The 13216-nt window shown below is 69.3% G+C and carries 10 protein-coding genes; 2 read left to right on the top strand and 8 right to left on the bottom strand.

Annotated elements, in window-relative coordinates:
• Window positions 1-139: 139 nt before the first annotated feature.
• Entirely contained in the window at window positions 140-2635 is a 2496-nt protein-coding gene (locus OXQ33_RS16895) for a helicase-related protein (protein ID WP_267435896.1), read from the bottom strand.
• 218 nt (window positions 2636-2853) lie between these two features.
• Between OXQ33_RS16895 and OXQ33_RS16890 the strand changes: the two genes are divergently transcribed.
• Complete coding sequence (locus tag OXQ33_RS16890; protein WP_267435894.1) at window positions 2854-4326, top strand: M23 family metallopeptidase; 1473 nt, start codon at window positions 2854-2856, stop codon at window positions 4324-4326.
• 54 nt (window positions 4327-4380) lie between these two features.
• On the opposite strand, the gene OXQ33_RS16885 is transcribed toward OXQ33_RS16890, so the two are convergent.
• The 5 genes from OXQ33_RS16885 to OXQ33_RS16865 form a co-directional block, all read right to left on the bottom strand.
• Window positions 4381-6027: a DUF87 domain-containing protein gene (locus tag OXQ33_RS16885; RefSeq protein ID WP_267435892.1), complete on the bottom strand. Its 1647-nt coding sequence runs from the start codon at window positions 6025-6027 to the stop codon at window positions 4381-4383.
• Between the two features lie 78 nt (window positions 6028-6105).
• Entirely contained in the window at window positions 6106-6825 is a 720-nt protein-coding gene (locus tag OXQ33_RS16880; RefSeq protein ID WP_267435900.1) for a TIGR02186 family protein, read from the bottom strand.
• 41 nt (window positions 6826-6866) lie between these two features.
• Window positions 6867-7781 (bottom strand): sulfite exporter TauE/SafE family protein, encoded by a 915-nt coding sequence (locus OXQ33_RS16875; RefSeq protein ID WP_267435890.1) that lies wholly within the window; start codon window positions 7779-7781, stop codon window positions 6867-6869.
• Window positions 7782-7980: 199 nt separating this feature from the next.
• The gene (locus tag OXQ33_RS16870; protein WP_267435888.1) at window positions 7981-8955 is read right to left on the bottom strand and encodes a hypothetical protein; all 975 of its coding nucleotides are present in this window, start codon (window positions 8953-8955) and stop codon (window positions 7981-7983) included.
• The gene (locus OXQ33_RS16865) at window positions 8952-10331 is read right to left on the bottom strand and encodes a glycosyl transferase family protein (RefSeq protein WP_267435887.1); all 1380 of its coding nucleotides are present in this window, start codon (window positions 10329-10331) and stop codon (window positions 8952-8954) included. Before OXQ33_RS16865 ends, OXQ33_RS16870 begins: the two co-directional genes overlap by 4 nt.
• A gap of 204 nt (window positions 10332-10535) precedes the next feature.
• Here OXQ33_RS16865 and OXQ33_RS16860 point away from each other — a divergent pair, with 204 nt between their 5' ends.
• Complete coding sequence (locus tag OXQ33_RS16860) at window positions 10536-11741, top strand: MFS transporter (RefSeq protein WP_267435885.1); 1206 nt, start codon at window positions 10536-10538, stop codon at window positions 11739-11741.
• Here the strand turns inward: OXQ33_RS16860 and OXQ33_RS16855 are convergent.
• Together OXQ33_RS16855 and OXQ33_RS16850 are read right to left on the bottom strand one after the other, a co-directional pair.
• Complete coding sequence (locus OXQ33_RS16855; RefSeq protein ID WP_267435883.1) at window positions 11695-12918, bottom strand: dipeptidase; 1224 nt, start codon at window positions 12916-12918, stop codon at window positions 11695-11697. The genes OXQ33_RS16860 and OXQ33_RS16855 overlap by 47 nt on opposite strands.
• The gene (locus OXQ33_RS16850) at window positions 12912-13190 is read right to left on the bottom strand and encodes an acylphosphatase (RefSeq protein ID WP_267435898.1); all 279 of its coding nucleotides are present in this window, start codon (window positions 13188-13190) and stop codon (window positions 12912-12914) included. Before OXQ33_RS16850 ends, OXQ33_RS16855 begins: the two co-directional genes overlap by 7 nt.
• Window positions 13191-13216 lie beyond the last annotated feature (26 nt).

Here is a 13216-nt window from a genome sequence, read left to right as displayed (position 1 = left end):
CTATTCGTCGGCAGCGTCAGATGTGTATAAGAGACAGGGGTGGGGCGGTCCTTCCTGTTACGGGGAATCACAGAATCGCAGTGACCTATTCCTCCCCAAGCTGTGCTTGAGGAGGGGGAGGGATGGTGAAGGATCGGGCTCACGGCGTCCGCCCCCAGTCGGCGAGCGCGGCGAAGGCGTTGCCGGGGCGCGCCTCGGCACGCGGGGCGGGGCGGGCGGGGGGGCGGCCGCGCCAGATCCAGCGGGGGGCCTCGCCCTCCGCCGTGCCGCGAACCTTGCGAAAACCCAGATCGCCCATCAGCCGGTCGAGCGTCGCCGCCTCCAGCCCGATCGAGGTGGCAAGCGCGGCGTCGGGGGCGAAGGGGCCTCGCCCCTCCCGCGCGTCGTGGGTGGCGCGCGCGATCCGCTCGACCAGGTCGATCCGCACCGCCTGCTCCCCCAAGGGGCGGAAGCCCGAGGCGACGGTCCGCCCCGGCTCGTCCCGGCGAAGCGTGGTCGCGCCGATCCGCGCCAGTTCGGGGCTTTGCCCCCACAGCGCCATCAGCGTGCGCCGCCACGCCGCCGCGGTCGGCTTCAGCAACCGCGCGTCGAACACATCCAGCGTGCCGATGGTGATGCCCAACCCGCGCAGCCGCCGCCGCTCCTCGGGCGACAATGCGTCGATCATCAGCCGCAACGGCTGGCGCGGCACGATCCCGCCCGCATCCTCCAGCGCGGCGGCGACGGCGCGCAGCGCGGGCGAAGCCTTGGCCTCCCGCGCCAGCGCCGCCAGCCGGACAAGGACGGGCACCTGCCGGTCGAGCGACCGCGTCACCCAGCCATCGAGCCGCGCCTTCACCCGTTCGCGCAGATTTGGGCTCAGACAGTCGAGATCGCGCTCCAGCCGCACCACCGGACGCCCCAGCGAGGGCCCCGCGACCAGCTTCGCCACGCCATGCCCGTCCCAGACCAGCCGACCGTCCGAAATCGCGATCGCGTCATGCTCCGCCGCGATCAGCGCCTCGGCGCGGCGCGAGCGCTCGGTACCCAGCCGTTTCTCGGCGGCGGCGAGCAGCAGCCGCTTGTCATTGGCCCGCGCCCCCGCCTCGACGGTGAAGCGGAATCCCTCCAACCGCCCGATGGCATGATCCTCGACCAGCACCTCGCCCTCGGGCCCGATGGTGACGGGCAGCGCCCCCGCGTCCGCGCCGATGCGGCGGATCAGCGCGGTGGTGCGCTTGTCGACGAAACGCTGGGTCAGGCTGGCGTGAAGGCCGTCGGACAGCCGCTCCTCGATCGCGCGGGTCCGTTCGGCCCAGTGTTTCGGGTCGGCCAGCCAGTCGGCGCGCTGCGCGATATAGGCCCAGCTGCGGATGGCGGAGAGGCGACCCGCCAGCGTCTCGACATCGCCCGCCATGCTGTCCAGCCGCGCGATCTCGTCGGCGAACCATTGGTGGGGCACATGGCCCAGCCCCTCGGAGAGATGGCCGAACACGCGCGAGACGAACCGGGCATGGGGGTCGATGCCGACTTTCCGAAAGTCGGGAATGCCGCACGCCGCCCAGAGCCGCGCGACCATGGCGGGCCGCCGCACCCGGTCGCGGACCCAGGGTTCGTCGGCCAGCCGCTTCAACACCTGCAAGTCGGTGGCGAGCGGCGCGGCGCGCAGGACGCCGGGTTCGGGCTTGCGCTCCAGGCTCTTGATCAGCGCGTCGATGCTCGACGGGTCGGGATCGCCCTCGCGCCAATAAAGATGGTCGAGCCGGGGGAAGCGATGCTCCTCGATCGCCAGCATCTCCTCGGGCAGGAAGGCGTCGGGGCCCTCCTCCGCCAGCGCGCCGAAGGTGCCATCGCGGTGGTGCCGCCCGGCGCGGCCCGCAATCTGCGCCATCTCGGCCACCGTCAGGCGACGGCGGCGGCGGCCGTCGAACTTGTGCAGCCCGGCAAAGGCGACATGCGCAACATCCATGTTCAGGCCCATGCCGATCGCATCGGTGGCGACCAGATAATCGACCTCGCCCGCCTGGAACATCTCGACCTGCGCGTTGCGGGTGCGGGGAGACAGCGCCCCCATCACCACCGCCGCGCCGCCGCGCAGACGGCGCAGCATCTCGGCCACCGCGTACACTTCCTCCGCCGAGAAGGCGACGATGGCGGAGCGTTTGGGCAACCGGCTGATCTTCTTCGCGCCCGCATAGGACAGGGTCGAGAAACGCGGTCGCGCGACGATCTCCGCATCGGGCACCAGCGCACGGATCATCGGCTTCAGGGCTTCGGAGCCCAGGATCATCGTCTCGTCCCGGCCGCGCGCGTGCAGCAACCGATCGGTAAAGACATGACCGCGCTCCGGATCGGCCCCCAGTTGCGCCTCGTCCAGCGCGACGAAGGCCACGTCGCGGTCGGGCATGGACTCGGCGGTGCACAGGAACCAGCGCGCGTCGGGGGGCACGATCTTTTCCTCGCCGGTCACCAGCGCGACCTTTTCCGGTCCTTTCAGCGCGACGACCCGGTCATAGACCTCACGCGCGAGCAGGCGGAGGGGAAAGCCGATGATGCCGCTGCTATACGCGCACATCCGCTCGATCGCGAGGTGCGTCTTGCCGGTGTTGGTCGGCCCGAGAACGGCCGTCACGGCGCCCGATACGCGGCTGGTCATATCCTCTACATCGGGCTTCCCGCGCGCGGTTGCAACGGCATGAAGCAAGTTGATCGCCGCCTCGCGACCTTCGGCCCGGTCCGGCCACGTTTTACCGCAGCATCGGGGCAGGGGATCGCGTGGCGTTTGACTTTATTCCGACGCGCTTACACCCCGCCAAATGTGCGCCGGGGGGATCGGCGACATGGATCGACGATAGACGGACGCACTTCTCCATCATGTTTCTGGCCGGTGACGACGCATTCCTGGTATCCGGCGGCACTGCCGCGCGGACGATCGGCGGGGGATTTCCCCTGGTACCGGTCGGGCGACTGGCGCGCTGGCGACGGGTGATGCGCGAGATCGACTGGGTGCCCGATCTGGGCGCGCAGATCGGCAGCCGCGACTGGTGGCGGGGGCTGGCGACCTGTTCGGCGCTGTGCGCGGCGACGATCGCGATGGCGCCGGGCTTTCACCATTCCATTCCGGCGCGCGTTCCCGCGCCGCTGACCGGCGACGCCTGGAAGAACGCCCGCGCACAGGCCATCGCCCCGTTGGCGCTGGGCGCGGATAGCGGCCGTCGCCTGGCGGCGGGCGAGCTGGTCGAGCATCTGGCCGAAGCGCCCGAGCGCCCCAGCGTCGACCTGTCCGCCACGGTCGGATCGGGCGATCAACTGGCCCGTGTCCTGCAACGCGCCGGGGTCGCCCGCGACCAGGCGCGCGCCGCCGCCGATCTGGTCGACCAGGCGACCGGGGGCGAGGCGATCGCCTCCGGCACCCGCGTCGCGCTGACCCTGGGGCGGCGGCCCAGCCGGATGGTCGCGCGCCCGCTGGAGGCGATGAAGCTGCGTGCGCGCTTCGACTTGGCCGTCACGCTGACCCGCACGGCGCAGGGGCTGTCGATGACGAAGCAGCCCATCGCGATCGACCGCACGCCTCTGCGCCTCCAGGGGCTGGTCGGCGCCAGCCTCTATCGCTCCGCCCGTGCCGCCGGGGCGCCGGCCAAGGTGGTGGAGGCCTATATCAAGGCGCTGTCGTCGCATGTCTCGGTCGGCCGCGATGTCCGGCGCTCGGACAGTTTCGACCTGATCATCGAGCGCGAGCGGGCCGCCACCGGCGAGACGCGGCTGGGCAAGCTGCTCTTCGCCGGGCTCGATCATGGCGGACGCAAGGTGCAACTGGCGCGGCTGGCCGATGACGAGGACGGCCAATGGTATGACGTCAACGGCCAGAGCGAACGGCGCGGCAGCATGGGCATGCCGGTCGCGGGGCGGGTGACGTCCTCCTATGGCAAGCGGATGCACCCGATCCTGGGCTTCATGCGGATGCACAAGGGCACCGATATCGGCGCGCCCTATGGCTCACCCATCCATGCGATCATGGACGGCGTCGTCCAGTTCGCGGGCCGGTCGGGCGGGTATGGCAATTTCATCAAGCTGTCGCATGGCGGCGGCGTCGCCAGCGGTTACGGCCATATGAGCCGCTTCGCCGTCCGCTCGGGCGCGCGGGTCCGGCAGGGGCAGGTGATCGGCTATGTCGGATCGACCGGCATGTCGACCGGCCCGCATCTCCATTGGGAGGTGTGGAAGAACGGCGTAACCGTCAATCCGCGCAGCCTGAAGCTGACGAGCGTCGCGGTACTGTCCGGCGCGAAGCTGCGTGCCTTCCGCCGCGAGGTGCAGAGCCTGTTGTCGGTCCAGCCGGGGCGGTAGATCGCGCGGGAGCCTCCGTTCGCTCAGCCTGAACGGAGGTGGTAAGCAGCGAGGCTATTTCCCCGCCGTCCGCCAGCGCGCGACCGTGTCCGCCACCGCCGCCTCGCCGCGTGCGGGGATCGCCCAGGTCGCGGAAATCCGCATGTCGTTGGAGGCGGGCCGCTTGCCCTCCTCCAACGTGTCGAAGCTGGCGCGCATCGGGAACGTCACGCCTTCGCCGGACAGGATCGCCTCGCGGTTGCGCAGCGCCGAGATGGTGTCGAGCAGGCCGCGCCCCCCTTCCGGCATCGCCGCGCGGACCATCGCCTGGTCGCGTTCGTTGTTCAGCCGCATCGCGATGATCGTGCCGCATTGCGACAGGACGCTTTCCGACAGATCGGAGGGCCGCTGCGTCACCAGGCCCAGCGAGACGCCGTATTTGCGCCCCTCCTTGGCGATGCGCGACAGGACGCGCCCCACCGCCGATTCCTGTTCGGCGCGGGCGGGGATGTAGCGATGCGCCTCTTCGCAGACCATCAGGACCGGGCGACGCTCCTCCGGCGGTGACCAGATCGCATGGTCGAAGATCATCCGCGCCAGCACCGCGACCACGACGCTGGTCACGTCCGACGGCACGCCCGACACGTCGATGATCGATATCGGGCGCCCACCGCTCGGCATGCGCAGGATGCGGCTGAGGAAACTCGCCATGGTGTCGGCGACCAGCATGCCCGAGAAGAGGAAGGCATAGCGCGGATCGCCCTTCAACTCCTCGATCTTGGTCTTTAGCCGCAGATAGGGCGCGCTGTCGCCCGCGCGTTCCAGCTTGCTCATCTCCTGCGCCAACAGGCTGGTCAGGTCGGACAACAGATAGGGGATCGGCGTGTCGACGGTGACGCGCGGCAGCTCCTGCGCCGCCCGGTTGCGCATCCGCGCGGCGAGCAGGCAGCGGGCCAGGATGTCGGCATCGCCCTGCCGATCGGCGGGACCGGCCGTCAGCAGGATTTCACAATGCTCCTCGAAATTCATCAGCCAATAGGGCATCCGCAGATTGCCGACATCGTGAACCGCGCCGCTGTCCGGAAAGGCGCTGCCATATTCGCCGTGCGGATCGATCATCACGATATGGCCCTGCGGCGCCAGGTCGCAGATGCGGTGGAGGATCATCGCGGTCGCGGTCGACTTGCCGGTGCCGGTCGAGCCGAGCAGCGCGAAGTGACGGCCCAGCAGCGCGTCGATCGCCAGCGTCGCGGCCACGCTGCGCGCCGGATGGACGGTGCCGATCCGCACGGTCGCGATATCGGTATTGGCGTGGATTCCGGCCAGTTCCGCATTGCTGATCGCATGGATGGTCGCGCCGGGCAGCGGATAGGAGGTCACGCCGCGCCGGAAGCCGAGCATCTCGCCGGTCTCGGCGTGGCGCATAGCCTCGCCCATCAGGTCGATCTCGGTCGCGATGGCGGCGGCGTCGCTGGACGGGTCGAGCGACAGGGCGCGGATCGATCCGATGATCCAGCGATCGTCGCGGCGAATCTTCACCGGCATCGCCACCTGCCCCGCCGCCGCCAGCACCGGGTCGGCATGCCCCGCCAGCGCGTCGACCGCCTCCCGGTCGAGGACGATGCGGCCACTCGATCCGGCGATACCCAGCAGCCAGCCTATGACGGGGGCCTCGGGCACGGGCGACGCGGGATATTCGAGCGCGGGGGAAGGGGAGAACATAGAGACGAAACCGTCCGATCCTGGAAGAAGGACTGGTCTGGTACCGCGCGAAGCTTAAAATGCCGTATCTACAAGCGCCTAGACGCGGCGCGCGATCCACCCGGCGGCCCAGCCCAGCAGGATCGAGAGGGCGACCGCCGTCAGGCCATAGGGGATGGCGGCGCGGTCGGCCGCGCGCGCGACGAAGCGCTCGAACCCCGATTTGCGGATATCGATGTCGCGCACGGCGGCGGCCAGGACGCGACCGTCGCGGATCAGGAAGGTCTCGGCGGTGAATCGACCCACCGGCACGCGCGCCGGAATGGTCACGCGCGCGCGGTAGAGCACGTCGTCGGTGATCTCGACGGCGCGTGGTGCCTCGACATACAGGCCGCTGCGGCGGCGCTGATCGACCAGCCCCTCCTGGAACCGCGCTTGGACATTGGCGGGCGCGCTGGAGGCGGGGGAGAGCTGAAGGCTGTCGAGCCCCAGTTCGTAGATGGCGCGCGTCCGGTCGTCGACGATCCGCTCGATCGGGCGCGACGAGGCGATGGCGTAGAAGGAGGGGGCGGACTGATATCGCAGCCGCCCGGCATTGACCCACAGCCCGGCGATCTTCTCCTTCTCGCGGATCAGGATCGACTGGGTCGGGCCCTTGACCACCACGACGATATCGGTCGGCTTGTCGTCCTGCGGCGGGCGCCCGCCGGGATAGAGGATCGCACCGAACAGCAGCAGTTCGGCCCCGGTGAAGCTGTAGGCGATCTGGATATCGCGCTGCGACACGTCGGGGACCAGCACCGGCTTGGCCTGGGCCATCAACAGGGGCGACAGCAGCGCCAGCGCGGCGGCGGCCTTCCTCACAGCGGTTGGACCGTAAAGATCTCTTCGGGCCGCCATACCAGGCCCAGCAGGATGCGAAGCCCCACCAGCAGCACGATGACGGCCAGCGCGAGGCGGAGATATTCGGGCTTCACATTGGTCGCCAGCTTCGCGCCGACCTGCGCCCCCGTCACCGACCCGACGAGCAGCAACCCGGCCAGGACGATATCCACCGCCTTGGTCGTGGTGGCATGGACCATGGTCGCCGCCGCCGTGACGAACAGGGTCTGGAACAGCGAGGTGCCCAGCACGACGTTGGTCGCCATGCCCAGCAGATAGATCATCGCGGGGACCAGGATGAACCCGCCGCCCACGCCCAGCAATATGGTCAGGATGCCGACGAAGAAGCCCAGCATCAGCGGCGCCAGCGGCGAGATGTACAGGCCCGAGGCATAGAAGCGGGTGCGGAAGGGCAGCGCCGCGACGATCGGGTGATGGCGTCGCCGCGCCGCGCGCTGCGGCACGCCGCGCCGCTGCGCCAGGATCGCGCCCGCCGCCTCGCGCGCCATGACCGATCCGATCCAGCCGAGCATCAGGACATAGACGATGGCGATGACCGTATCGATCTGTCCGCTCGCCTGGAGCAGGCGGAAGATCCAGGCCCCCGCGAACGACCCGACGATGCCGCCCGCGACCAGCACGCCGCCCATCTTCACATCCACCCCGCCGCGCCGCCAGTGCGCGGAGACGCCGGACACGCTGGCCCCAGTCACCTGGCTGGCGGCGGAGGCGGCGGCGACGGTGGGCGGGATGCCATAGACGATCAGCAGCGGCGTGGTCAGAAAGCCGCCGCCGACCCCGAACATGCCCGACAACAGACCCACGCCCGCCCCCAGCGCGATGATCACGAGCGCGTTGACCGACAGATTGGCAATCGGAAGATACAGGTCCACGGGCGGCGTTATAGCCGCAAGGGTCTTTCCGAACAGTGTCGATAGTTTGGAGATGAGGAAATTGGCAAAAGAGCCAATTTCGGGCGGCACCGGCCCGCTCCCCCACCCGACCTCCCACAGAGTATCCTTGATGGGAGGTCGGGTGGGGGAGCGGGCCGGTGCTGCAAAACGTGCCATCGGCACGTTTCCAAACCGACTCTCAGAAATCGCTCGCCAGTGTCAGGGCCGGACCGGAGCCGGGTGCGGCGCGACCGGCGACGCGCTGTCGCCAGTCGAGGGACAGGCGAATCCGTCGATCGGCGACGGGCAGGGCGATCCCCAGGCTCGGCCCGATATCCAGCCGCTGCGCGTCCCTCTGCGCCCCGCCCCATGCGCCGAATGCCAGATCCATGCCGGGCGACACCGCCATACCGATCCGCGCCGCGCCGTCCGCAAAGGGTTCGACTCGGGTGCGGCCCACCACCCCGGCCTGCGCATAGGCCGTCAGGGTAAGGCCGGGGGCGACGGGTTTGGGGCCGATTCCCGTCACGATCAGGGCGGCGGGCGCGTTCTGCCCCGAATCGAGCGCGAAGCGCTGTTCCACCAGCAATCGGACCGGCAGGCGGCGAACGGGTCGCCAATCGACCCCCACCGCCATTTCGCGCCCGATTCCCTGCCAAGGGGTGGAAAACCGCAGGCTGGCGGACAGGTCTCCGCGTGAATCGAGCCGCCGCAACAGGCGGATGCCCGCCTGCGTGCCGCCCAATTGCCCGCCGGGCAGCAGGGTTCGCCCGCCGTCGCGGACGATTCCCCAGACACTGGCGCTCCATCGCCGCGTGGGGGCGGGTGTTTCGGGCAGGGCCGGGATCGAGAACGGGGGACGTGGCGGCGTTCCAGGGCGGACGTCCTCATGGACCACGTCCGCGACCGTCTTCGGAGGCGGAGGCGCGCTCGCCTGCCGAGCGATCGTCGGGGCGGGCGAAGGCGTTCGGGCATCGGCGATCCGAATCGGCTGGGATGCCGGGCCGGGTGCGGCGAGATTGGCGGTCAGGATCGGGGCGGCTTTCGTCGGGGCGGGTCGCTCCGGCGCGATCGCCATCTCCACGGCGGGTTCGGAGGGTAGCAGGACTGCGATCCGCCCGAGCGTCCACAACCCTATGATGCCGCCCAGGAATCGCAGGGGCCGTCCGCTCATGGCTGCGGCGACAGGTCCGGAAAGCGGTGGCTCGTCTTGTCCCAAGCCGCGACTCCGCCGCGCAGCACATGGACATAGCGGATCAGCGCGCGCGGAATCGCGGCCAGCGCGACGAAGTTGCCGATGATGAACCGCGGCAACGACCATAGCGCCTCGCGCCAGCCATAGGCGCGCCCGGTGAACATCATTCGCACCGCCAGCCGCCAGCTCAGCAACAATGCGTTGATTCCGAACAGGAATTTCAGTCCGGCATGGACCGGCGGCAGGGGAGTGTCGGCGATCATGTGCAACAGCACCGACAGGGCATCGGCGACCATGCCCAGATAGGCCGCCGCCAGCACCAGCATCGCCACCGGCCCGCGCCGGTCGCGCAGCCGCCACCAATGATCCCCCATCGCCAGCGTGCGGCCCCAGCCGGTGCGGTCCCACCCGATCAGCGCGATACCGGTCATCCACCGCGCCTTTTGCCGCACGGCGGCGATCAGCGTGGCGGGGAAGAAGGCGCGTACCGCCACCACCCCGTGCCGCGTCCCGTCCGCCACCCGCGCGAACAGTCCCTCTCCGCCCAGCTCGGCGATGCGCAGGCCCAGTTCGTAATCCTCGGTCAGGCTGGTCGCATCGAACGGATCGCCCCCGCGCAGGGCGGCGATTCTGCCCAGGATCGACGGTGAAATGGCGCATCCCGTCCCCGCCAGCGGCATCCCCGCGCCGATCCAGGTGCGGACGACCAGCTGCTTGATATGGCTTTCGGCAAACTCGTCGGCATAGTGACCGGACACCAGCCGCGACCCCGGCACGACCAGCGGCAGGACCGGCAATTGCACCACCGCCCGCCCCTCGATCAGCGAGTCGAAGACCGCCAGTTCGTCGGGGTGTACCACATCCTCGGCATCGTGCAGGACGATCGCCTTGGCATCGAAACCCTCCACCGCCATGTCGCGTCGCAGGGCGTGCCAGAGGGTGTTCAGACAATCGGCCTTGGTGGTGGGGCCGTCGCGCGGACCGATGACCAAGCGGACTCGATCGTCCCGCTCCGCCACATCGGCGGCGGCGGCGATGGTCGCGGGGTCATTGGGATACAGCCCGACATAGAGGCGATAATCGGGATGGCGGAAACGGGAGAGGGCGGTCGACAGCATCGCGCCGATCACCGGTGCTTCATCCCATGCCGGGGTAAAGACGATCATCCGTCCTGGCTGAACCGGTGGAGGCAGGGCATAGCTGCGAAGCGGCGTGGCCGGGCCCTTCACCAGTCGTCGCGCGAAATAGAGCAGGTCGACCAGAAGATCATCCAGCCCGCCGATCAACAATCCCGCCGCTGCGAACAAAAGCAATTCGCGTGCCACGACTTCGACCACCCCCGTGATCTCGCCCATCCGGCATCCCCCTTTTGCCGAGGACGACCCTGCCCGCCCGGAATGGGCACTTCAACATGGATAAAAGACCGTTTCGGAACAGTTACGGGTTCGGAAAATCCATGATTTTTCGAATTCCTCATCAATTCAATGCTGTGCGATCGCATCGCCGCGGTTGCGCATTTTGCTGCGGCGCAACATATGGAAGCCGAGAAAGGATAATCCATGGCCCGGACATTTTCCCCCGGCATCGTCCACACCGCTTTGGCGGTGGGCGGTTTCGCGATCGGCACCACTGAGTTTGCCGCGATGAGCCTGGAGCCGGATCTGGCGCGCGGGTTGAACATCGACGCGCCGACGGCGGGGCATGTGATCAGCGCCTATGCGCTGGGCGTGGTCGTGGGCGCGCCGTTGCTCGCGGTGCTGTCGGCCAAGCTGGCGCGACGCACGCTGCTGATCCTGTTGATGCTGATGTTCGCGCTGGGCAACGGCTTGTCGGCGATCGCGCCCGATTATCACTGGATGCTCTTCTTTCGTTTTCTCAGCGGGCTGCCGCACGGGGCCTATTTCGGCATCGCGGCGCTGGTCGCGGCCTCGCTGGTCCCCGACGAGCGGCGGACGGTGGCGGTCGGGCGGATCATGCTGGGGCTGACCGTGGCGACCGTCATCGGCGTGCCGCTGGCGCAGATGCTGGGCCAGTGGCTCAACTGGCGCTGGGTGTTCGGCGTGGTGGCGGCGCTGGCGCTGCTGACCGCGACCCTGGTGTGGATCGCCGCGCCGCATGACCGGCCGGACGAGGGCGCGAGTGTTCGGCGCGAGCTGGCGGCGCTGGGCCGGGGCCAGGTCTGGCTGACACTGGCGATCGGGGCGATCGGCTTTGGCGGGATGTTCGCGGTCTATACCTATCTCGCCGCGACGCTGACCGAGGTGACGGGGGCCTCCACCGCGACCATCCCGCTGGTGCTGGCGGTGTTCGGCCTGGGGATGACGATCGGCAATATCGTCGTGCCGCGCTTCGCCGACCGCGCGTTGATGCCGACCGCCGGGGGGCTGCTGCTCTGGTCGGCGGCGATGCTGGCGCTCTATCCGCTGGCGGCGGGCAGCTTGTGGACGATCCTGCCCAATATCTTCGCGATCGGGCTGGGCGGCGCGCTGGGTACCGTGTTGCAGACGCGGTTGATGGACGTGGCGGGCGAGGGGCAGGGGCTGGCCGCCGCGCTCAACCATTCGGCCTTCAACACCGCCAATGCCATCGGGCCCTGGGCGGGCGGGCTCGCCATCGCGAACGGGCTGGGCTGGACCTCGACCGGCTATGTCGGTTGCGGGTTGGCGCTGGGCGGATTCGTGATCTGGCTGGTGGCGATGCGCTTCGCCGGGGACACGCTTAGCGGGCCAGTGGATCGATCGAATCGTCCGGCGCTGTCGCACTGAGGCTTTTGGACACGGCCTCGACCCGGTCCATCACGCGCAGGATATTGCCGCTGGTCAGCGCGGCCAGGTCGGCGTCGCTCCAGCCGCGCCGGACCAGTTCGGCCAGCACCAGCGGATAGCCGTCGACCCCGCTCATCCCCTCAGGGGAAGTGCCGTTGATCCCGTCATAATCGCCGCCGAATCCGACCGCGCCATGCCCGGCGACGCGTACGATATGCTCGATATGGTCGGCGACCATCGCGGCGGTCACATGCGGGGCGGGGTGCTGCGCGTCCCAGGCGATCAAGGGCGCGGGGCTGCGCGGGCCATAGACATTGGCGGGCACGCCGACCGACTTGGCATAGGCGGTGCGGGCCGCATCCCAAGCGCGCCACGCGCTCGACAGGAAGGCGGGATAGCAATTGACCATCACCATGCCGCCGCCCTCACCGATCCGGCGGAGCAGTGCATCGGGGATATTGCGCGGCGCATCGGCCAGCGCACGCGCGTCGGAATGCGAGGCGATGACCGGTGCCTTGCTGATGTCGAGCACCGCCGCCATCGTTGCGTCGGAGACATGGGCGACATCGACGATCATGCCGATCCGGTTCATCTCGGCCACCACCGCCCGGCCAAAGGGGCTGAGCCCGTTCGCGATCGGCGCATCGGTCGAGGAATCGGCCCAGGCCAGACTCCGTCCATGGGTCAGCGTCATATAGGCGACGCCCAGCGCCCGGTACTGGCGCAGCACGGACAGCCGCCCGTCGATCTGGTGCCCGCCCTCGACCCCGATCAGCGAGGCGACCCGGCCTTGTTTCGACAGCCGACGAATATCCCCGGCGGTGCGCGCCAGTGCCAGTCGGTCGGGATGCGCGGCGACGAGGCGGTGGACCCGGTCGATCTGTTCCAGCGTCATCTCGACCGCGCGCGGACCGGTGGCGTCGGCGGGAATCCATACCGACCAGAATTGTCCGCCGACCCCGCCACGCTTCAGCCGGGGCAGGTCGGTCTGGAGCGGATGGGGCAGGGCGCTCGTGTCGGCGGCGAGCGTGGGCGATTCGGGCGGAAGGTCGGTGTCGCGCAGTTCCCAGGGCAGGTCGTTATGCCCGTCGACTATGGGCGCGCGCGCAAGAAGCGACTCGACCCGCTTTGCGATGGCGGGATCGGTGGCCTGGGCGAGGAAGAGTGCGATCAGCATGTCGGTCGCTGCTCCAACTGATTGAAGGCGGGATCGATGGGGTGGTCAATCGTTTCGACCCGGTCGACTCGCGCGGCGGGCGGTCCCGACCCGGCCTCGGCGACGATCCGCGCCACTTCGTCCTCGGGCCCCTGGACGACCGCCTCGACCGAGCCGTCCGCCCGGTTGCGCACCCAGCCGGTCAGCCCGAGTGCTTCGGCGCGACCGAGAAACCAGTAGCGATACCCGACGCCCTGCACGCGTCCGGTGATACGAAGATGACGGCCGATCATGCCGCGAATGTTGCGCAGCTCGGCAA

The organism is Sphingomonas sp. GM_Shp_1, assembly GCF_026540895.1.
Taxonomy (GTDB): Bacteria; Pseudomonadota; Alphaproteobacteria; order Sphingomonadales; family Sphingomonadaceae; genus Sphingomonas.
The sequence above is the reverse complement of the archived record's forward strand: the minus strand, read 5'-3'. Positions and strand labels throughout refer to the sequence as shown.

What these genes read in the sequence shown, in the direction of transcription:
- OXQ33_RS16895 (WP_267435896.1), bottom strand. Translation starts at nt 2,635, where the DNA reads ATGACCAGCCGCGTATCGGGCGCCGTGACGGCCGTTCTCGGGCCGACC.
- OXQ33_RS16890 (WP_267435894.1), top strand. Translation starts at nt 2,854, where the DNA reads ATGTTTCTGGCCGGTGACGACGCATTCCTGGTATCCGGCGGCACTGCC.
- OXQ33_RS16885 (WP_267435892.1), bottom strand. Translation starts at nt 6,027, where the DNA reads ATGTTCTCCCCTTCCCCCGCGCTCGAATATCCCGCGTCGCCCGTGCCC.
- OXQ33_RS16880 (WP_267435900.1), bottom strand. Translation starts at nt 6,825, where the DNA reads ATGGCCCAGGCCAAGCCGGTGCTGGTCCCCGACGTGTCGCAGCGCGAT.
- OXQ33_RS16870 (WP_267435888.1), bottom strand. Translation starts at nt 8,955, where the DNA reads ATGAGCGGACGGCCCCTGCGATTCCTGGGCGGCATCATAGGGTTGTGG.
- OXQ33_RS16865 (WP_267435887.1), bottom strand. Translation starts at nt 10,331, where the DNA reads ATGGGCGAGATCACGGGGGTGGTCGAAGTCGTGGCACGCGAATTGCTT.
- OXQ33_RS16860 (WP_267435885.1), top strand. Translation starts at nt 10,536, where the DNA reads ATGGCCCGGACATTTTCCCCCGGCATCGTCCACACCGCTTTGGCGGTG.
- OXQ33_RS16855 (WP_267435883.1), bottom strand. Translation starts at nt 12,918, where the DNA reads ATGCTGATCGCACTCTTCCTCGCCCAGGCCACCGATCCCGCCATCGCA.
- OXQ33_RS16850 (WP_267435898.1), bottom strand. Translation starts at nt 13,190, where the DNA reads ATGATCGGCCGTCATCTTCGTATCACCGGACGCGTGCAGGGCGTCGGG.